We start from the raw sequence: 19,777 nt of genomic DNA, 5'->3' as shown, positions 1-19,777 counted from the left end.
GATTATCCCAACTTTACGTTATCGATGCCCACGATCTTGTCGTAGACCCAGTAGAGCAGCAGCACGACCGCCAGAAGGATCGTACCCAAGGCCGCGGCCAGCCCCCAGTTAAGTGAGGACGAAATGTGATAGGCGATCCGGTTCGAGATGAAGACACCCTTGGTGCCGCCCACGATCTCGGGCGTGATGTAGTACCCAATTGCCAGAATGAACACGAGGATCGAACCGGCCCCGATCCCGGGCACGGATTGCGGGAAGTAGATACGCCAGAATGTCGTCCAGTTCGTCGCGCCCATGGATTTGGCCGCACGCGTATAAGACGGCGGAATGGTCTGCATCACCGAATACATTGGCAGGATCATGAACGGCAAAAGGATATGCGTCATCGCGATGATGGTGCCGATCTGGTTGTTGATTATGATCAGCCGGGCATCATCAGCGACCAGACCCAGCCAAACGAGGGTATCATTAATTACCCCCTGTTGTTGCAACATGACCTTCCAGGCGGACGTTCGCACCAGAAGAGACGTCCAGAAGGGCAAAAGGACCAGTATCATCAACAAGTTCGATACCCGCATCGGAAGCGTCGCCAACAAATAACTGACAGGATAAGCAAGCAGGATACAAGCACCTGTTATTACGAGCGACATGAACAGAGTACGTCCAAAAAGCTTTATCAGGATTTGCTTGTCTTCGGGTTGGGCCTGTGCGCCTTCCGGGGTTCTGCGCATATCGACGGCATTCAGGAAGTAACCATTGGTAATCGCTGGTGAGTGGGTCTTGATCACTCGCCAGGTTTGCGGATCTCCCCATCCGTCATGAATCTCGATCAATTTTTCCTTGAACGGCCCATCCGTTTCAGGGTCCAGTTTTTTGATCTGGCGCCCGGACCTGCGGAACATCGAAGACATGCCAGTCTCTTCGTAGTTCAAACGCGAACCGAGCCTTGTGTGCTCTTTGTTGTCAATCGCAACAATCATGTCGCGGACAAAGGCCTCGTATACATCCTCACCCGGCAACTCACCTGACTGCTCGTCCCAGTTGTTCAGGGCTTCCACGGTCAAGGGAAGCGTGTCGGACACGATACTGTTTTCAACGGACCTGAACAGCATCGATGCAATGGGAACGATGAATGAAAACAGGACAAAGAGGAGAAGCGGAGCAACCAACAGCAACGCCCGGAGCTTTTGCCTGCGTAGCGACCGCGCCAGCGACTGCTTGAGCGGTGTTCCATCAGCGGCCAGCATAGGGCCCGCGTTTTGGGTGGCGTCGGTCATTGTTGCCCCTTGGCTTTTTTGGGGTCAGGGGCAGTTTCCCGCCCCTGACAGTGTCACCAATTCGAAACTGGATTATTGCGCCAGCCACGCCTGGAATTTGGCGTCGATGTCGTCACGGTAGTCCGCCCAGAACTCATAGTTGTACAGGAACGTGTTCTTGGCGTTTTCCGGATCGGTTGGCATATGGGGTGCCATATCGATACCCAGTTCGGCATGCTTACCCACCAGCGGAGCCGACGATGCACGGGCCGGGCCGTACGAGATGTACTTGGCCTGATCCGCCAGACGCTGGGTATCGGTCGCGAACATGATGTAGTCCAGCGCGCGCTTCTGACGCTCTTCGCTCAGACCAGCGGGAATGATCCAACCATCCAGATCGAACACCTGAGCGTCCCAAAGCATGGCGACCGGCTGCTTCTGCTCTTCGATTACGCTGAACAAACGGCCGTTATAGGTAGAACCCATGACAACCTCTCCATCGGCCAGCAGCTGCGGCGTGTCGGCACCCGCAGACCACCAGACAACGCTGTCTTTGATGGTGTCTAACTTGGCCAGCGCCTGATCCTGACCTTCCGGAGTGGCCAGAACGTCATAGACATCTTCCTTCGCGACGCCATCGCACAAAAGGGCCCATTCCATATTGTTGATCGGGCGTTTTTCCAACGAGCGCTTGCCGGGGTAAGCCTCCAGATCGAACACAGCGCAGATATCGGTTGGGGGTGTATCGCCGACCAGGTCAGTACGGTAACCGAAGGTGGTTGAGTACACGATCTGCGGAATAAAGCAGTCGCTGACCAACAGGTCGCCGAAATCTTCCGACGCAGGTGTGCCATCCGGCGCGGGGGCAAGCTGGGTGTCAAAGTCGATTTCCAGCGCAAGCCCTTCGTCACACAGACGAATTGCGTCTGCGGCCACAACATCGACCACGTCCCAGGTGATATTGCCGGCTTCGTTCATCGCGCGCAGTTTCGCAACTGCTTCGGCCGAGCTGTCATCATTCAGGATGGTGACACCTGTCTTTTCCGAATAGGGCTCGTGATACGCCTTAAGCTGCGATTTGGAATAAGCGCCGCCCCAGGAGACGATCGTCATTTCCTCTGCGAATGCACCCCCAGCAACTGCCCCAAGTGCCGCTGCTGTCAACAATGTTTTGGTTGTCTTCATGAATTGCTCCCAGTTTTTCCCGTTTATGTGTGTGGTCGGCTGATGCACGGGTTTTCACCAGCCGGTCCCTCAGTGAGGTCGCGCTTGTTCCGCGCGACTTGGCCTATGCGTCGAGCGCACGACAATCCTGAGCCAGCCAGCCGATCTCGATCTCCTGCCCCGGGGACAGGCGGATTGCGTCTGGCGCGTTCCGGGTCTTGACGATGAACTCATCATTTCCGGCAACGGACATGCGGAAACGGAACACGTCACCCATGTAAATGAATTCCTTGACGGTTGCCTTCAGCGTATGTGCATCGGCGTGCAGGCGATCCTTGTTGAATTCTACCCGCTCGGGCCGGATCGATACTTTTGTCCGTTCGCCGGGTTCGCGAACATTGATCGGAACAGCGTCAATTTCCGAGCCATCATCCAGCTGGACGAGGCATGTATCGCCATCGATCGTCTTGATGACGCCTTCCATTGTGTTGTTTTCCCCGATGAACTGCGCAACGAAGCTGTTTTCCGGTTCTTCATAGAGCTGATCGGGCGGTGCAAGCTGCTGAATGCGGCCATCGTCGAACACGGCAACACGATCCGACATGGTCAATGCTTCGGTCTGGTCATGCGTTACATAGACCGTGGTAATCCCCAGCTCATGCGCGAGACGCGTGATTTCGAACTGCATATGCTCACGCAGTTGTTTGTCCAAAGCGCCCAGAGGTTCGTCCATCAACACCAGTTCGGGTTCAAAAACCAAAGCGCGCGCCAAGGCTATTCGCTGTTGTTGACCGCCAGACAACTGAGCCGGGCGCCGCCCACCAAACGCACCCATCTGAACCATGTCCAGAGCACGTTGTACCTTTTCATCCCGTTCAGACTTGCCCAATTTGCGGACTTCCAAGGGGAAGGAAAGGTTTTCGGCCACAGTCATATGCGGAAACAGGGCATAGTTCTGGAAAACCATTCCAATCCCGCGCTTGTGCGGCGGGATATTATTGATGGGTTTCCCATCAAGAAGAATTTCGCCATGGGTCGCGGTTTCGAATCCGGCAAGCATCATCAGGCAGGTTGTCTTTCCAGACCCGGACGGCCCGAGCATGGTCAGAAATTCGCCTTTTGGCATTGCAAGGTTGAGATCTTTGACAACGAGATTCTCGCCATCATAAGATTTTTGTACGCGTTGAAACTCAACAAACGCGGCATCGGTATTTGTGTCGGTCACAAGACCCCCTGTTGCGTCAAATGATTATCCGAGAGTTGCGGATTTCATTGATCTGTAGTCAGCAGTTAAGACCATGCAGTGGGCACTTGGCAACAATAGATGACGCAATTTCGAATATTCATGTCATATTTGCTGCTTCACTCAGCAAGATTGAGGCGGCACAAATGCCATGCAAGGCTTTGATTACTTGAAAGAACAGGCTTGCCAATCCGCGCGCGAATCTCAGGAATTGCTTCAAGGGTCCGAAGATTGGTGCAGCTAATGAAAACCGCTTCCACCGATGGATCAGATCCCAGTTTCGTCGCGGCTTCGATCACGGACTGCACCGAAATCCGAGCAACCTTTGCCTCTTCGGCCTGCCCGAATGTCCCGAAAACATCCATGGTTATCCCGTTTTCCGAAAACGCGGCTCGCAGCGGTGCGTTGACCTCTTCGACATAAGGCGACAGAAGCGCAAACTTCGACACCCCAAGATCCGCGGCACAGGCCGTGGCCGCGCGCAAAGGGTTTGTTACCTCTTTTGTATTGCACGACTGTTTGACAAGTTCCTCCACACGCTCTGATCCAATGACCGAACTTGCCGACGTGCAGCCATAACCCACCACCCGGAAAGGACGCGCGCTGGGCAACAATCTTGCCGCTGCCGGCAGGGCCTCTTCCATCTCGGCCAGGCTTTCTGGTGTCACTTCGATGCCGCTGGGTATCCGTGTTACAAACAACGGGTTTTTCCGGTCCGAGAAATACGCGCTGAATTCCGGCTCAATCGTCTCGTCGACCTGAAGTACGATCAATCCAAGCGGCGGGGTTTGCGGGTCGTCTTCGTCAAGCGTGTAAGGCACGTAGGTCATAGCTCGATCATCTCCGGCCCGATACGCGGGCTGATAAAGCGCGGGGCTTTGTCTGTTACGACGATGTTTTCTTCGTGAACCAATATCTTGTCACCAACCGCAATACCAGGCTCCAGGGTCAGCACCATGCCAGGCTCAAGAACGGTCTGGTCCGTCGGGATGAGGGACGGCCATTCAGTCAAGGACATGCCCAACCCGTGCCCCAGCCGACCGGCATCCGTGCCTTCGGATGCCTTGGTCAGCACCGTGTTCATGGCATGAAACAACTCTGCGGCCGTTGCGCCGGGCCGGGCGATTTCGAATGCAGCATCTGACGCGTCTATCAGCCTGGCATAAGCAGATTTCACGTCGGGACTTGCTTGGCCAACCGACCAGTTGCGGTCGAAGTCACTGAAGTAACCATCCCAGACCAAGCCGGTATCAAGCATCAGTACATCGCCATCCTCCAAGGGGGACGAAGACGCCGGCGAAATCACGTCAGAGTAACCGCCCTGCTCTGCCCCACCTGCGAGATACGGCACCCAGTCGGCACCCTCTTCCAGACAGAGTATCTGGAAACCGCGAAAAACCTCGTCCAACGGCGCTCCTGCCCGAGCAATCTCGGGAACGCGGGCGAAGGCCCGACCGGCTATACTGCATGCGGTTTCGATTTTGGCGATTTCCACCTCGGACTTGACCATGCGAAGTTGGCGCAAAATACCGTGATCTCCGGTGATGCAGCGCGAACCGAGCCTGTTTCGCAGGCGTTCAATGTCCGACAGGGGCATACGCGCGTGCGTCTCGTGACCATCGGGCATTCCGATACGGCCGTTGGCGGGCGTCAGTTCCGTCAGGGCATCCGTCAAAAGCGAGACGCCGTCATCCTGAAGGTCGGGTGAGCTCCACGTTCGGATGTCGTCGATCCAGGTTTGCCCCATCAATGAGGCGCCGATCGAGGGGATGACCGCGACCGGTTTGCCAGCCGCAGGCAGGATCAGGAACCAAGGGCGGGTCGGGCTTTCCCAGAATCTGGTCAGGTATCCGGTAAAGTAGCGCACATCGGTTTCCGTGGTCAGCAGCAGCGCCGACAGGCCCGCGGCATTCATCATCACCTGTGCGCGTTCGGTACGCGCGGCAAGTTCTGCTGGCTCGAACCCTCTCATCCTGCGACCTCAGAGGTGGTGCGTCGCATGCGGGCTGAACCGTTGAAACGTCGCAGCCTGAATGGCCCGGTCTTTCGGCCCGTTCGATGTGAATTGATATCGGTTTTCATGCAGCCCCCCGAATTATCGCTCGTTGACGTGAGCGGATCGGTAGGGTTCTGTCAACCAAAGTCTATTGTTGACCGGAGGCGCCAATGACCCACTCTGATCCAGCCTTCAGCCGGGCGGAATATGATCGTCGTCTTGCGAAGACCCGAAAGGCGATGGCCGCAAAAGGAATTGACTGCCTTTTTGTCGAAGACCCTTCGAACATCGGATGGCTCACCGGGTATGAGGGCTGGTCTTTTTACGTTCACCAGGGTGTCTTGATCTTTCTTGACGCGGACCCGATCTGGTGGGGGCGCCGGCAGGATGCAAACGGTGCGCTGCGCACGGTGTGGATGGGGGACGATCGGATTTTCGGATACGCCGATCACTTTGTGCAGTCGACCACGCGGCATCCTATGCAGGATCTGGCCCAGCTTATTGCGGACTGCGGACACGGCCGCAGCCGAATTGGGGTGGAGCTGGACAATTATTACTACTCGGCCAAAGCCCATATTACACTGACAACGGAACTGCCCGAGGCGACGCTGATGGATGCAACGGCCTTGGTCAACTGGCAACGGGTCGTGAAATCCGACGAAGAAATCGCCCTGATGCGCAAGGCGGCCCGAATTTCAGAGTTTGTGACTGACGGCGTGCTTGAACGCGTTGAACCCGGCCTGCGCAAGAACGAGCTGGTCGCACAGATATACCATGACGCGATAACGGGCGTCGGGGATGACTGGGGGGATTACGCGGCCATCGTACCACTTTTGCCGTCCGGCTCAGACGCCGCCGCGCCGCATCTGACCTGGAATGGAGATGTGTTCAAATCGGGTGAATGCACCTTCTTCGAGCTCTCCGGCTGCTATCGCCGATATCATGCTCCGTTCTGCCGGTCGGTATTTCTGGGTCAACTGCCTGATCATCTTAGAAGGGCCGAGGTGGCCTTGGTCGAGGGGTTGGAAGCGGGTCTGGAGGCTGCGCGCCCCGGCAATCGCGCAAAAGATATCGCCAAAGCGCTGGCGGCGCCTCTCGAACGTGCGGGGATCGAACGCGGTGCCCGCTGCGGCTATCCTGTCGGCCTCAGCTATCCTCCGGACTGGGGCGAGCGCACGATCTCGTTGCGGGACGAAGACAATACCATCCTCGAAGCTGGCATGACATTTCACTTTATGCCCGGGCTGTGGATGGATGATTGGGGGCTTGCGATCACCGAGACCATCCTGATCAAGGAAAACGGACCGGCAGAGTGTCTGTGCAAACGACCACGCAAAATATTTGTCAAGCCCTGACAGGTGCACGAACGATTGCAGGCCCGCGCCGGATCAAACCCGTATCTGTTCAAGCAACCAGTCACGAAACAATGCGGCCGCCGGATTGCTGGCGTCGGCGGAAAGATAATACCCTTCGTTGCATTCGACAGTGCTGTCATGTGCGCTTCCGACAAGACCGGTTGCCATCGCATGTTTCGCCAGAAACTCGCTGATCAGGGCAACCCCGCTGCCATGAACGGCCAAATGAAGCGCCATGCCGAACGTATCGACGAAAACAGCAGGCTGCCGTTGCACGCCCTGCTTGTCGAGCCACGTCTTCCATCCACTGGACGTGCCGACTGCTTCTATCAGGGGAAGGTCAAACGGATCCCCGGCAAGCGTCGGCGCCTTGACAGCGACAAGCCTGTCAGGTCTCAGGCGCTCGGCCCCCCTGCCCACTTGTTTTTCTGACCCGAACCTGACCTGAACATCAGCTTGCGACGCGTGAAAATCGTCAGGCCAGATTGCACTGAGCAGCCGCACGCTGATCTCTGGATTGCGTGCGGTGAAGTCCGCGAGGTTTGGGGCGATGACCCATTGCGCGACGCTGACAGATGTGGCCACCGTCAGGACATCTCCTGGTGCGCTTGCGTCGGCCCTTCCGGCGGCTGCGGCAAGTGCCTCAAGCGCGCTGCCGACTTCGGGCAACAGTTTTCGCCCGGCATCCGTCAGGGCCAGACTGCGCGGATGCCTTACAAAAAGTGCTGTCCCCAGACGCATCTCAAGGGATTTCACCTGCTGACTGACGGCCGATTGGGTCAGGCCTATTTCCTCGGCAGCCGCAGTAAAACTCAGGGTCCGGGCTGCTGCCTCGAAGGATCGGAACCAGGTCAGCGGTGGAAGTGATTTTCCCATTGATCAAGTTAGCCATTAATCTTTCTAATGCGAAAGCACATAATTCAATCATTTGTCAAAAACCACACCCGTTTCTACCTTCTCCCAGCGCGACAGGAGAGGTGTGATGAAGCCGGAAATACGCAAGATTGTTACCTACGACGAGGAAGTTCTTGTCGAGGGATTTCGCCCTGCGGAAATCCCATGGCGCATGTTTGCCGTGGCCGCAGTGATTACCAATCCCTGGGCGGGTCGATATGTCGAAGACCTAAAACCGGAAATCCACGCATATGGCCCCGTACTGGGAAAGATGATGACGAACCGCATGATCGCGTTGGCCGGCAGTGGTGACGCAATCGAAGCCTATGGCAAGGCAGCCGTCGTCGGGCTGAACGGCGAGGTCGAGCACGCCTCGGGCATTATTCATACCCTTCGCTTCGGCAACCACTACCGGCAGGCGGTCAGCGCGAAATCCTATCTGGCTTTCACAAACACGCGCGGCCCCGCGAATGCGCCGATCATGGTTCCATTGATGGACAAAAACGATGCCGGGCGGCGTTCTCACTACCTGACCGTACAATTCTCGATCCCGGACGCACCACGCGACGATGAAATTGTCGTCGTATTGGGGGCCGCAACCTCGGGCAGACCGCATCACCGTATCGGCGACCGGTATCAGGATCTCAAGGATTTGGGCCATGACGTGGACAACCCGGCCGCGGTCTGAAATCGGCGGGCTGGCCGCGATCCAAACTGGCGCAGGTCCGGACATCCTGTTGCTTCACGGGGTTGGCCTGCGGGCCGAAGCCTGGGGCGCGCAGTTGGACGGGTTGGAGTCTGAAGCGCGCCTGACGGCACCGGACATGCCCGGCCACGGCAAAAGCCCGCTCAGCCTTATCGGCACGGAACTGTCGGAATACAGTGAAGCCGCAAGGAATGTGCTGGGCAGTCTGAACGGGCCGGTCCTTGTTGTCGGCCACTCGATGGGCGCGATGATGGCGTTGGACCTTGCCGCCAAGACGCCAGATCGGATTTGCGGCGTCGTGGCAATGAATGCCGTTTTTGAACGCAGTGCAAAGGCAGCGCAGGCCGTTCAGGAACGTGCTGCGGGACTGGATGGTGAAACACCGGTTGATCCAACCAGCACGCTGCGCCGGTGGTTTGGTGACATCGGTTCGCCTGAACGTGATGCCTGCCGCGAATGGCTGACGGCCATGGATCCGGCGGCTTACAAGCTGGCCTATACGGTTTTTGCCCAAAGCCAAAATCCGCGGCGCGGCGCGTTGGAGAAACTTGGCTGCCCCGCGCTGTTCATAACCGGCAGTCAGGAGCCGAACTCCACACCACACATGTCGCGTAGAATGGCCGAAGTCACCCCGAACGGACGCGCCCTGATCATCGATGGGGCGGCCCATATGATGCCGATGACACATGCAAGTCAGGTCAACGCCGCCATCTCCAGCTTTCAAAGCGAGGTGCAATCATGACCGAACTCGACCCCCGCGACCTTCGGCGGGCATTTGGCAAATTCATGACCGGCGTGACCGTAGTTACCACGCGCAACGCCTCTGGCATGGCCCTGGGCTTCACGGCAAATTCCTTCACTTCGGTTTCGCTCGACCCGCCGCTGCTGATCGTCTGCCCTGGCAAGAACTTGTCTTCATACGGCGAATTCTCGGCCTGCACCCATTTCACGGTGAGTGTTCTGGCCGAGGGGCAAGAGGATGTGTCCAACACCTTCGCCAGCTTCAAAGGTGATCGGTTCGCCAAAACCGACCATAGCCTTGACGCGCGCGAGATCCCTTTGATCAACGGCGCGGTCGCGACATTTTCCTGCCGGACCCATCGGGTGGTCGAGGCAGGAGACCATTGCGTTTTGATCGGACAGGTCGAAGCCTATTCCCACAACGACCGCCCGGCGCTGGGCTACGCGAACGGGCGGTACTTCAGCCTTGGTCTGGAACGCGGCGCGCTTGAACCGACGGGGCGCAGGATCGTCTGTGGCGCAATCATCGAACACGAAGGTCGCGTGCTGCTTGAAAAAACGGATGCCGGTTTCAGGCCGCCGCAGGTCACATTGTCCGACCGGCGACAGTTGCGGGACAGCCTTCGGCAGGATCTGCATGATCGTGGCATCGACGCAAATCTCGGCGTCGTCTACTCGGTCTATGACGATGCCACAGCGCATCATGTCTACGTATTGGGCAATGCACCGGACCTTCCCAAACACGGCAAGCTTGAGGCCGTCGCGATTGAAGACCTGGCGGCCCTTTCCTACACGACGACACCAATCACCACCATGATTTCCCGTTTTGCGCTGGAAAGCCGAACCCGCGACTTCTCACTTTATCTGGGCAGTGCGCAGCAGGGCGACGTGCACAGCTTTTCTGAAAGGACCTGATGGATGGAGTTTTCCCTTTTTGCACACATGGAGCGGCTGAGCCCCGATCAACCCCATGAGAAGCTGTATGAAGAATTCATCGCGCTGTGTAAAATGGCCGATGAGGCGGGAATGCGTGCCGTCTGGACCGGTGAGCACCACGGGATGGACTTTACGATCGCGCCCAACCCTCTGATGTCTTTGGTAGATATCGCACATCACACCAAGAATGTGCGGCTTGGCACCGGTACAGTGGTTGCACCGTTCTGGCATCCGATCAAACTGGCGGGCGAAACGGCTGCCGCGGACCTGATGACAGGCGGCCGTATCGAGCTGGGCATCGCCCGCGGCGCCTATTCGTATGAATATGAACGGATGATGCCGGGAATGGATGCATGGGATGCTGGCCAGCGCATGCGAGAAATCGCGCCGCTTTTGCCCCGGCTGTGGGAGGGTGACTGTGCCCATGATGGAGAGTTCTTCAAGTTCCCTGCCACCACCTCGGCCCCCAAGCCGGTGCAACCCGGAGGGCCGCCCATCTGGATCGCGGCGCGGGATCCGAACAGTCATGAATTCGGTGTGCAGAACGGCTTTAACATTCAGGTCACACCGCTTTGGCAGGGCATGCACGAGATTGAAACGCTGATGGGCCGCTTTGAGGATGCCTGCTCAAACTATGACGGGCCGCGCCCCAAGATCATGCTTCTGCACCACACCTATGTTGGCAATGACGATGCTGATCTGGATCGGGCCGCTCGGGAATTGTCTTGCTTCTACAACTACTTCGGGGCCTGGTTTCAAAACAAGCGGCCGGTCCGGCAGGGCTTGATCCAGAAGCTGACCGACGAAGAGATGGCGGCCAATACGATGATGGCCCCGGAAAACCTGGCGCGCGATCTGACTATCGGAACCGCAGAGGGTGTCACGGAACGTCTGAAACGTTATGAAGATCTGGGCTATGATGAGTATTCGTTCTGGATAGACAGCGGTATGAGTTTCGAACGCAAACGCGCATCGCTGGCCCGTTTCATCGACGACGTCATGCCAAAGTTTCAGTGAGGATCGATGATGCATCAGAAACCACATTTCCAGCTTTACATCGACGGTGCGTGGACCGAAGGGGCACGCGGGCAAGTGATGCATTCGCAAAACCCGGCGACGGGCCAAGACTGGTCCAGTTTCGCCTGTGCCGCACCCGAAGACGTGAACCGCGCCGTGTCCGCGGCGCGTCGGTCACTTGATGATCCCGCGTGGCGCGACATGACGCAAACCGCACGCGGCAAACTGTTGTTCAAACTTGCGGAACTGATCGAGGAAAACGCCAGTCATCTGGGCCAGCTTGAGACCACAGACAGCGGCAAGCTGCTTGCCGAAACCGCAAGCCAGACAGCCTATGTCGGTGACTATTATCGATATTATGCAGGGCTCGCGGACAAGATCGAAGGAGCGGTTCTTCCGATCGACAAACCGGACATGCACGTCTTTACCAAGCGCGAACCGATTGGCGTGGTGGTCGCTATCGTCCCCTGGAACGCACAGATGTTCCTGACCGCAACCAAGCTTGGCCCCGCGATGGCGGCAGGATGTTCGGTCGTGTTGAAGGCCTCTGAAATTGCGCCCGCTCCGATGCTGGAATTCGCACGGCTGATCGATGAAGCTGGCTTTCCGCCCGGTGTTGTCTCTGTCATTACGGGGGATGCCGAAAACTGCGCCATCCCGCTTACCCGGCACCCGGACGTGGACCGGATCGCATTCACCGGCGGCCCGGAAACAGCGCGCCATGTCGTGCGCAATTCGGCTGAGAACTTTGCGGTGACCACATTGGAACTGGGCGGGAAATCCCCGATCATCGTTTTTGATGATGCCAATCTGGATGGCGCCGCCAATGGTTTGATTGCGGGAAACTTCGGCGCCTCGGGTCAAAGCTGCGTGGCCGGCTCGCGCGGATTGATACATCGCCCAGTACTGGAAGCGCTTGTTGACAAGATCGAAGAGAAGATGAAGGGCATCGCAATCGGAGATCCATTGGAAACGGCCACCCATATTGGCCCGCTCTGCACCACTGATCAGGTGGAAAGAATTCAGGCGACTTTGGCGAAAGCCACAGAACAAGGCGCACGCATCCGCTTCGGGGGAAAACCTATGGACCGGCCGGGCAACTTCATGGCCCCTACGCTGGTGGAATGCACGAGCGCAGAGACAGAGACGCTGAAGGTCGAAATGTTCGGCCCCGTGATGTCTCTGCTGCCATTCGATACGGAAGAGGAAGCGATCACATTGGCCAACGACTCGCAGTTCGGGCTTGGATCCGGCGTTTTCACTGAAAATGTCGCCCGCGCCCATCGGGTTTCATCCCGCCTGAAATCGGGAATTTGTTGGATCAACACATACCGCGCAGTGTCCCCGATTGCTCCGTTTGGTGGATACAATCAATCCGGCTATGGCAGGGAAGCGGGAATCGAGGCCATTCACGATTACACAAGGACCAAAACCGTCTGGCTGAATACGTCAGAGCAGCCAATGTCGAACCCGTTCGTCATACGCTGACAAGAGTTTGTTTCAGTGTCCTTTTGAAAGCGCAGGTCTTGCGCTTGTCCATCGCACCAAGCTCTCTGAGCCCAGCTCGTTATGATGCAAGGCCTTGTGGTTTCGGAGCGGGTTTCGAAGCACCCGTACGGCGATCTTAAACCCATTCGAACAGACCATCTTATGATGGGTTCCAAATACGGCATACGCATTCCCGCCAATGCAGGAGAGACAGTCCAAAGATACAAACGGGGCTATCTCCGGCGCTTCATGGACGCCATCGAAGTCGGCGATGACCTGGTACGCATAACGGGGCGGTGAGCTAGGATAGAAACGGCAGTGGTTGCTCGACAAGTCGAGCGCTCAGCAGTTCCCTGATTCACTTTGGAATGGCGGAGAGACAGGGATTCGAACCCTGGAGACGGTTTCCCGCCTACACACTTTCCAGGCGTGCGCCTTCGACCACTCGGCCACCTCTCCGTGCCGGCGATATTTGGACGAATGCAATCGGATTTGCAAGGCCCCAATTCTGCGAATTCAGGGGAATGGCTTAAATAATTCTGTACACCCACAGAGGGATGACAAGAGGCCGACGCATGCTGGGATCTGGTCGCTCAAACCTCATCACCCGAATCCGAGTCCATATCCGCCTCGGTCAAATCCGCCGGAGCTTCTGCGACTTTGCGTGGCTCATCCTGCTCAGATATGGAAGCGTCCTGCTTGCTTGGGTCAGAGGCCCGCAGGGTTTCGGGATTTCGCAACCAGACATCACGTTGTGCGAACGGGATCTCGATCCCCGCCTCCGAGAATCTGCGGTTGATTTCATGGTTCATGTCGGATTTCACCGACAGAACCCAGTTCACGTCCCGCAGGATCGCCCGTATTTCAAAGTCCAAAGAGTCTGCTCCGAACCCCTGGAACACAACGCTTGGCGCCGGGTTGGCCAAAACCATCGGATGGTTGTTGGCAATTTCGCCCAGAATGGTTTCTACCAGACGCGTATCAGTTCCGTATGCAACACCCACCGGAACGATCACCCGCCCGATCGTATTGCCGCGGGTATAGTTCGTTACGACACCGCTGATCAGGTCAGAGTTCGGAACGATAACATCCGTCCTGTCGAACGTCTCGACCCGGGTCGAACGAACTGAAATGTCCTTAACATATCCCATCATGCCATTCACATCGATCCAATCCCCCTTGGAAATCGGACGCTCGACCAAAAGGATGATGCCAGAAACGAAGTTCGACACGATTGTCTGCAAACCAAAGCCGATGCCAACAGACAGCGCGCCAGCGACGATCGCCAGCGATGACAGATCAAAACCAGCCACCATGATTGCCACCAACGCGGCAAGGAATATGCCAACGTATCCCGAACCCGCGACAATCGCGTTTTGGCCACCCGGATCTATGTTGGTTTTCGGCAGAAGCGAATTGCGCAGCCCGCTTTGCAACAGACGCGTCAGCGTATAACCGATTGCAAACACGGCAACAAAGGTCAGAAAGTTGCTGGGCGAAATTGTGACGCCACCGATATCAAAACCAAGCAGCAGGCGCGACCATGCTTCCAGCAGATCGGTTTCCCGCGCACCCCAATAGATCGCCAGAATGGGAAGCGCCAAGATGGCCAATGCAAACCCAACCAGTACGGAAAAAAGCGAATCCCCCGCGGCTTCGCCCTGCCCGGTGACCCAGCCGTAAATCTGACTGATGAACCGTTGCAGGATGACCAAGGCCCCTATCAGCACCAATGTCTTGACGGCAGGAAACACGATTGCTTCGGCCGCATTGGTGTATCCGAAAATAGCCAGCAAGGGAGACATGATCCCCAACAGGAACAAAGCCCGGCGCAGGAACTCGACCAGTTGGCTGAAACCCGCGGAACGGGTTGAGGCAGCTTGATCCGGAGGCCCGTCGGTTGTTCGAATCTGACGTACTCGCAACAACAACAAAGCCGTCGCGACAATGATCGGGAAACTGACCACGGCACGGGTCGCGTCGGAGATGTTCTCGATCCGTTCGAACAGCAACGCCAATTCGTGCAGAACCAGCATCAGGGCGAGCAGATCGATATACACGCGCAGTTCAGTGATGCGCGCAGCGGACAGACGTTGGAACCCTTGCGACGCGCCGATCACGTATACCTGGCGACCAATCCAGTCATAGAAAAACACGATCGCCGCCCAATACGGAACATTCTGAAGCAAAAGGCTGCCCCGCAGACCCGGAACGCCTGTGAGACTGATCGCCGTGACCACGGCCACCACACCGATCCATGGCAACAGAATTCTCAGAAGTGAGATTACGAACGACCAAACCCCCGTCCCGGCCCCGCCGAGTAACCTCAGATAGTCGCCTCCAAGTTCAGACCACCGTTTGCCAAAGATCAGCAGCACGGCTGAAATGACCAGAAGTATGAAGATTGCGAGCCCACGAGCGCGAATTTGCTCGCGCACGACATCTGAACGCAAATTCGTGATCGTTTCGTTTACCAGGCCTTGAACGGCCTCTTTGACATCCACCCATGCCGGACCCCAATACGCCGGGTTGATCGGCGAAGGGCCCTGTTCAAAGAACTCTTTTTTCTGGCGCGCGCGAAGGATCTGATCAATTTCGCTGATCAGCCCGTTCGCACGGCTATACGCCTCTTCGGATATGATGCGCGGAACACGCAGGCTGTTGAGCTGTTCCTCAAGATGCACGCGAAGATTTGCTATGTCTTCAGGTTCAGTCGTGTCCCCTTCAGGTTTGGGCCCCAACGCTTTTATCTGGCTTTCCAGCGTCGTTATACGGTCGGTATTCGCACCACGAGCTCGATTGAAGTCGTCCCTGTAACCATTTATTTCAGAACGTAAATTCTCCAGCGCAGCGTCAGACGCCCGGTTCGCCTCGATGACGGCTTCGGCCCGGCTCGCGGTTTTGACCCAGCCTTGGTAATACTCACTTTGACGATCCGTCAGCTGTGCAACAGCGCTATTCGAAAACCCGACAAAGCACAGGAATAGCAGGGTCAGAAACAGGCGGACCTGTCCAAGCATCACACGTCCTCGAAAACGCCGGGAATGCTGCGCGGTGCCTCGGTCATCCAATCCGGAACCGGAAGCTCTTTTTCTCGCAGGAACTCGGGGTTGAACAGCTTTGATTGATAGCGTGTGCCATAATCGCACAGGATGGTCACAATGGTATGGCCGGGCCCCATTTCCTTGGCCAGGCGCACCGCCCCTGCCATGTTGATCGCGGTCGAGCCGCCCATGACCAGGCCCTCCTCACGCAGAAGATCAAAGATGTAGGGCAGCGCTTCGTTATCGGTGATCTGATAAGAAAAATCCGGTGTAAACCCTTCGAGGTTCTTGGTGATACGCACCTGCCCGATACCTTCGGCGATCGAGCCACCTTCCATCGCGATCTCACCCGTCGTGTAATACGAATACAGGCCAGCCCCCATGGGATCGGCAAGACCGATTTTGACGCCCTTGGGCTGCAAAACCTGGGCCACGCCTGCCAATGTCCCACCCGACCCGACCGCGCTGACGAACCCGTCAACCTTGCCGCCGGTCTGTTCCCAGATCTCGGGCCCCGTGGTTTCCACATGTGCCTGACGATTCGCCACATTGTCGAACTGGTTGGCCCAGATGGCGCCATTGGGTTCTGTCTGCGCCAGTTCCTCGGCCAGACGGCGGGAATAATGCACGAAATTGTTGGGGTTGCGATACGGGGCTGCTGGCACCTGAACCAACTGAGCGCCAGCCAGACGCAGCATATCCTTCTTTTCTTCCGACTGGGTCTCGGGGATAACGATAACCGTTTTGAATCCCATCGACGCACCGACCAGAGCCAGACCAATACCAGTATTGCCGGCAGTGCCTTCCACGATGGTACCGCCCGGTTTCAGATCCCCGCGCGCGATGGCATCTTTGATGATAAAAAGAGCAGCACGATCCTTTACCGACTGACCCGGGTTCATGAACTCGGCTTTGCCAAGAATCTCGCATCCAGTCTCTTCGCTGATGCGGCGCAGCCGGATCAACGGTGTTTTTCCTACTGCGTCAGCAAGATCTCGTGCAATGCGCATGGTCGCCCCTTGTCATTTGGTATCTTCGAAGATTTACAGCCGCACCGCCGCGACCACAAGCGAGATAGTCACGCGCGTAAACGATCCCGATGGCGGGCCAGCCAGTACGCCAGGGACACCAATTGCAAATCCTTGAAAAGATGGCGGTCCGTCATATCGATAAATTCGTCGAATGGCAGAATCCGGCTGCGGATATCTTCACCCTCAGTGTCCAAGCCACCGGTGATTGTTGTCTGAGTCAAGTTGCCCAGTCCAACATAAAGATACATGAAACCCGTAGACGACCCGCTGGAGGAATACGCGCCGCCCGCATATTCCAGCCTGTCAAATCTAACTCCTGCTTCCTCCATGGCCTCGCGATGCGCCGTCTGTTCAGGCGTTTCGCCGGGGTCGATCATCCCGGCAACTGCCTCCCAAAGCCAGGGCTCTGGATCGTTGATCAAAAACACCGGCGGTCTGAACTGCTCGACCAAAAGCACGGTGTCACGGATCGGGTCATAGGGCAGAACCGACACGGCGCTGCCCTGCATCAAACCGCCCCGGTGCAGCACGGGGCCCATGCTGCCGTCATGCTGTCGGAACTGAAGATCGATTTCCTCCATCCCGAAATAGTCGACGTAAACGCGTTCGTGACGGTGCACGATCACGTCTTCGGCTATGTTCCGCGGGTCGCCGGTTCGCCGTTGCCCGGCCATGATCTTAGCCCAGGCACGGGTTTGAATGGCACGCACGCTGCGCGCCATGGTTTTGGGATCGACTTTACCGAAATAGGCCATTTCTTCTTCGGCGGCGAGCGCCGTAACCTCGCCCAATTTGTCCGCCCAGCCCTGCAACGACCACAACTCACCGGGTTGCCATGCGCCCGGTGTCGGGAAAAAGACCTGCGCCTGTACTTCGCCCCCATCCTCCAGAATGACCTTCAACGATTTCAGGTCATAGTCGAAGGATCCTTCGTAATAGGCCAGCCTGGCCAGATCATCGGATGACAAGCCCTGCACCAGCAACCCTTCGGCTACGGCACCTTCAGCAGACAGGATCATAGGGAAATCCTGCCCCTGAACCGCGTGAACCGCGTGGTCGCGCAGCTTGGCAGAATGAAACGTGATTTCGCTCAGCGGGCGGCCCAAGACACGCTGCAACAGCGGCAGGTACCGCAGCGTTCCATAGAAGAACAAATCAGACAAATTCAATCTCTCTTGTGACGAAACGGTTCAGCGCCATTTGCGGCTGGCCTGTTCCGTGGCCAGACCGGCGACAACGGCGCCAATAGCAAGCGTAACCAGAATTTCGGGATAGATCAGCTGCTTGCCATAATCGATTCCAATCGAAAAGATGGCCATCACAGCTTCGAACGGGCCACCATAACGATTGCGCATCGCAAGGTCGAACATGCGGTAGCACCCCTGCACGAACAGTGCCCAGAATATCAGCGAGGCAACGCCGGTCAGGCCATTGTTTATGCCCGCGGTCCAGCCGCGCCCGGCGCGCTTGCCCATGATTTTCCAACCACAGATCGCACCAAGAGCCATGTTCACATAGGTGAAGTAACCATAGTCCTTACCCTCTTCGCCGTTTTCGATAACCATGCTTGAAACAAGAAAGGCCAGCACGATGAGACAAACAGCGGCTACGAGACGCGAGGCAGTGGGCATGTGACGGTCCGTGGGTTAACTTGGTTTTGCTATTGTGATCTGTGTCACATCGCAATTGCCCGTGTCAAAGGCCGCACCGCATGCAGTCAAATAATAATTCCACATGCGGCGGAAACGCTCATCAAACCCCATGTCCGAGATCTGATCCCATTTGTCGTTGAACGTTTCATACCAGCGTCGCAGGGTCAGGTCATAGCTTTTCCCGAATTCTTTCGAGCGTACAACCTGCAATCCGGCCTGATCTATCTGCTGACGCAAGATAGTCGGTGACGGAAGCATCCCACCCGGAAAGATGTATTTCTGAATGAAATCAACGCCGTTCTTGTAAAAATCCCAGCGGTGATCACCCACCGTTATGATTTGCAAGGTCGCCTGAGCGCCAGGCTTCAACCGTTCACGAACGGTTTCGAAATAGACCGGCCAGTATTTTTGACCCACCGCCTCAAACATCTCGATGGACGCTATGCCGTCATAGACCCCGCGTTCATCCCGATAGTCTTGCAGCTTGAACTCGACTCGATCCGATAATCCGGCCTTTTCAATACGTTCCTTGGCGTACTTGAATTGCTCCTGACTGATGGTCAGGCCGGTGACACGCAAACCCCGTTCCTTTGCGGCATATTCCGCGAAACCGCCCCAGCCACATCCGATCTCCAGAACATGATCCCCCGGTTTTGCACCCATCTCATCCACAAGACTGGCGTATTTGGCTGTCTGCGCATTCTCGAGGCTTTCCTGCCCGGTTTCAAATATCGCACTGGAATAGGTCATCGTCTCGTCCAGCCACGAGCTGTAAAAATCATTACCCAGATCATAGTGATACGAGATGTTCTTCTTGGCTTGCGCCCTGTTGTTTCGGTGCAGCCAGAACCGCAGCCTTTCATAGGCCTGAACAAGAAACTGGCCCGTAAACCCGTCATAAACAGTCTCGGTTCCAAGATGCACAAGATCCATGAAAGACCGCAGATCAGGCGTACTCCAATGCCCGTCCAGATACGCATCGGAAAAACCCAGTTCGCCTTCGCGGATCAGGCGCGCAAAGACATCGTCGTCGTGAATATCGACCTGCGCAACCGGTCCGGGTTTTGCGGCTTCTGCGCGAAACGTGCGACCATCGGGCAGTTTGATATCCAGTCGCCCGGAATCCATCCGGTTCAACATTTTGAAGACTTGGGCGAAATATCTGGGCAGTTTTTTCTGCCCTTCGGTCGTCGTCAGGATCATCCGCTCTCCCCTCTGCGGTACGTGTACAAAGCTAGGCGGCGAAATTGTTTC

The 19,777-nt window shown here is 56.7% G+C and carries 17 protein-coding genes and 1 tRNA gene; 6 read left to right on the top strand and 12 right to left on the bottom strand.

The window, feature by feature from the left end:
- Positions 1 to 2: 2 nt before the first annotated feature.
- From NOR97_RS06545 to NOR97_RS06525, 5 genes are all read right to left on the bottom strand, one after another.
- Positions 3 to 1,277 (bottom strand): ABC transporter permease, encoded by a 1,275-nt coding sequence (locus NOR97_RS06545; protein ID WP_152457798.1) that lies wholly within the window; start codon positions 1,275 to 1,277, stop codon positions 3 to 5.
- Positions 1,278 to 1,349: 72 nt separating this feature from the next.
- Positions 1,350 to 2,441 carry an extracellular solute-binding protein gene (locus NOR97_RS06540; RefSeq protein WP_257600610.1) on the bottom strand — a complete coding sequence of 364 codons (1,092 nt, stop codon included), beginning with the start codon at positions 2,439 to 2,441 and terminating at the stop codon, positions 1,350 to 1,352.
- A 103-nt stretch (positions 2,442 to 2,544) separates the two neighbouring features.
- On the bottom strand, positions 2,545 to 3,645 hold the full coding sequence (locus tag NOR97_RS06535; protein ID WP_171204650.1) for an ABC transporter ATP-binding protein: 1,101 nt from the start codon (positions 3,643 to 3,645) through the stop codon (positions 2,545 to 2,547).
- 137 nt (positions 3,646 to 3,782) lie between these two features.
- A complete protein-coding gene (locus NOR97_RS06530; RefSeq protein WP_170344577.1) occupies positions 3,783 to 4,493 on the bottom strand; it encodes an aspartate/glutamate racemase family protein in 711 nt (236 codons plus the stop codon).
- Complete coding sequence (locus NOR97_RS06525) at positions 4,490 to 5,635, bottom strand: Xaa-Pro peptidase family protein (protein ID WP_170344578.1); 1,146 nt, start codon at positions 5,633 to 5,635, stop codon at positions 4,490 to 4,492. Before NOR97_RS06525 ends, NOR97_RS06530 begins: the two co-directional genes overlap by 4 nt.
- Before the next feature lie 194 nt (positions 5,636 to 5,829).
- Between NOR97_RS06525 and NOR97_RS06520 the strand changes: the two genes are divergently transcribed.
- Positions 5,830 to 7,014, top strand: coding sequence for a M24 family metallopeptidase (locus tag NOR97_RS06520; protein ID WP_170344579.1), 1,185 nt, complete (start codon positions 5,830 to 5,832; stop codon positions 7,012 to 7,014).
- Between the two features lie 33 nt (positions 7,015 to 7,047).
- Here NOR97_RS06520 and NOR97_RS06515 read toward each other — a convergent pair whose 3' ends face one another.
- Positions 7,048 to 7,890: a LysR family transcriptional regulator gene (locus NOR97_RS06515; protein ID WP_170344580.1), complete on the bottom strand. Its 843-nt coding sequence runs from the start codon at positions 7,888 to 7,890 to the stop codon at positions 7,048 to 7,050.
- 106 nt (positions 7,891 to 7,996) lie between these two features.
- Here NOR97_RS06515 and NOR97_RS06510 point away from each other — a divergent pair, with 106 nt between their 5' ends.
- The 5 genes from NOR97_RS06510 to NOR97_RS06490 are packed head-to-tail and all read left to right on the top strand — an operon-like array spanning position 7,997 to position 12,796.
- Complete coding sequence (locus NOR97_RS06510) at positions 7,997 to 8,596, top strand: amino acid synthesis family protein (protein ID WP_257600608.1); 600 nt, start codon at positions 7,997 to 7,999, stop codon at positions 8,594 to 8,596.
- The gene (locus NOR97_RS06505; protein ID WP_257600607.1) at positions 8,568 to 9,356 is read left to right on the top strand and encodes an alpha/beta fold hydrolase; all 789 of its coding nucleotides are present in this window, start codon (positions 8,568 to 8,570) and stop codon (positions 9,354 to 9,356) included. Before NOR97_RS06510 ends, NOR97_RS06505 begins: the two co-directional genes overlap by 29 nt.
- Entirely contained in the window at positions 9,353 to 10,270 is a 918-nt protein-coding gene (locus NOR97_RS06500) for a flavin reductase family protein (protein ID WP_257600606.1), read from the top strand. The genes NOR97_RS06505 and NOR97_RS06500 overlap by 4 nt, the downstream gene beginning before the upstream one ends.
- 3 nt (positions 10,271 to 10,273) lie before the next feature.
- Positions 10,274 to 11,308, top strand: coding sequence for an LLM class flavin-dependent oxidoreductase (locus tag NOR97_RS06495; protein WP_257600605.1), 1,035 nt, complete (start codon positions 10,274 to 10,276; stop codon positions 11,306 to 11,308).
- 9 nt (positions 11,309 to 11,317) lie between these two features.
- On the top strand, positions 11,318 to 12,796 hold the full coding sequence (locus NOR97_RS06490) for an aldehyde dehydrogenase (RefSeq protein ID WP_257600838.1): 1,479 nt from the start codon (positions 11,318 to 11,320) through the stop codon (positions 12,794 to 12,796).
- Between the two features lie 369 nt (positions 12,797 to 13,165).
- Here NOR97_RS06490 and NOR97_RS06485 read toward each other — a convergent pair.
- The 6 genes from NOR97_RS06485 to NOR97_RS06460 form a co-directional block, all read right to left on the bottom strand.
- Positions 13,166 to 13,255, bottom strand: a tRNA-Ser gene (locus NOR97_RS06485).
- A 134-nt stretch (positions 13,256 to 13,389) separates the two neighbouring features.
- Complete coding sequence (locus tag NOR97_RS06480; protein ID WP_257600604.1) at positions 13,390 to 15,816, bottom strand: DUF3772 domain-containing protein; 2,427 nt, start codon at positions 15,814 to 15,816, stop codon at positions 13,390 to 13,392.
- Entirely contained in the window at positions 15,816 to 16,850 is a 1,035-nt protein-coding gene (locus NOR97_RS06475; RefSeq protein ID WP_171632905.1) for a cysteine synthase A, read from the bottom strand. The genes NOR97_RS06480 and NOR97_RS06475 overlap by 1 nt, the downstream gene beginning before the upstream one ends.
- A 68-nt stretch (positions 16,851 to 16,918) precedes the next feature.
- Positions 16,919 to 18,034, bottom strand: a complete 1,116-nt coding sequence (locus NOR97_RS06470) for an NUDIX domain-containing protein (protein WP_257600603.1) — start codon at positions 18,032 to 18,034, stop codon at positions 16,919 to 16,921.
- A 27-nt stretch (positions 18,035 to 18,061) separates the two neighbouring features.
- Positions 18,062 to 18,502: a TrgA family protein gene (locus NOR97_RS06465; protein ID WP_257600602.1), complete on the bottom strand. Its 441-nt coding sequence runs from the start codon at positions 18,500 to 18,502 to the stop codon at positions 18,062 to 18,064.
- Positions 18,503 to 18,517: 15 nt separating this feature from the next.
- A complete protein-coding gene (locus NOR97_RS06460; RefSeq protein ID WP_257600601.1) occupies positions 18,518 to 19,726 on the bottom strand; it encodes a cyclopropane-fatty-acyl-phospholipid synthase family protein in 1,209 nt (402 codons plus the stop codon).
- Positions 19,727 to 19,777: the final 51 nt, after the last annotated feature.

The organism is Ruegeria sp. YS9, assembly GCF_024628725.1.
GTDB lineage: Bacteria > Pseudomonadota > Alphaproteobacteria > Rhodobacterales > Rhodobacteraceae > Ruegeria > Ruegeria atlantica_C.
This window is presented reverse-complemented; position numbering and strand designations above follow the sequence as displayed.

Excerpts from the sequence above, each read along its gene's own strand:
- NOR97_RS06545 (WP_152457798.1), bottom strand. The coding sequence starts at position 1,277 with ATGACCGACGCCACCCAAAACGCGGGCCCTATGCTGGCCGCTGATGGA.
- NOR97_RS06540 (WP_257600610.1), bottom strand. The coding sequence starts at position 2,441 with ATGAAGACAACCAAAACATTGTTGACAGCAGCGGCACTTGGGGCAGTT.
- NOR97_RS06530 (WP_170344577.1), bottom strand. The coding sequence starts at position 4,493 with ATGACCTACGTGCCTTACACGCTTGACGAAGACGACCCGCAAACCCCG.
- NOR97_RS06525 (WP_170344578.1), bottom strand. The coding sequence starts at position 5,635 with ATGAGAGGGTTCGAGCCAGCAGAACTTGCCGCGCGTACCGAACGCGCA.
- NOR97_RS06520 (WP_170344579.1), top strand. The coding sequence starts at position 5,830 with ATGACCCACTCTGATCCAGCCTTCAGCCGGGCGGAATATGATCGTCGT.
- NOR97_RS06515 (WP_170344580.1), bottom strand. The coding sequence starts at position 7,890 with ATGGGAAAATCACTTCCACCGCTGACCTGGTTCCGATCCTTCGAGGCA.
- NOR97_RS06510 (WP_257600608.1), top strand. The coding sequence starts at position 7,997 with ATGAAGCCGGAAATACGCAAGATTGTTACCTACGACGAGGAAGTTCTT.
- NOR97_RS06505 (WP_257600607.1), top strand. The coding sequence starts at position 8,568 with ATGACGTGGACAACCCGGCCGCGGTCTGAAATCGGCGGGCTGGCCGCG.
- NOR97_RS06500 (WP_257600606.1), top strand. The coding sequence starts at position 9,353 with ATGACCGAACTCGACCCCCGCGACCTTCGGCGGGCATTTGGCAAATTC.
- NOR97_RS06495 (WP_257600605.1), top strand. The coding sequence starts at position 10,274 with ATGGAGTTTTCCCTTTTTGCACACATGGAGCGGCTGAGCCCCGATCAA.
- NOR97_RS06490 (WP_257600838.1), top strand. The coding sequence starts at position 11,318 with ATGCATCAGAAACCACATTTCCAGCTTTACATCGACGGTGCGTGGACC.
- NOR97_RS06480 (WP_257600604.1), bottom strand. The coding sequence starts at position 15,816 with ATGCTTGGACAGGTCCGCCTGTTTCTGACCCTGCTATTCCTGTGCTTT.
- NOR97_RS06475 (WP_171632905.1), bottom strand. The coding sequence starts at position 16,850 with ATGCGCATTGCACGAGATCTTGCTGACGCAGTAGGAAAAACACCGTTG.
- NOR97_RS06465 (WP_257600602.1), bottom strand. The coding sequence starts at position 18,502 with ATGCCCACTGCCTCGCGTCTCGTAGCCGCTGTTTGTCTCATCGTGCTG.
- NOR97_RS06460 (WP_257600601.1), bottom strand. The coding sequence starts at position 19,726 with ATGATCCTGACGACGACCGAAGGGCAGAAAAAACTGCCCAGATATTTC.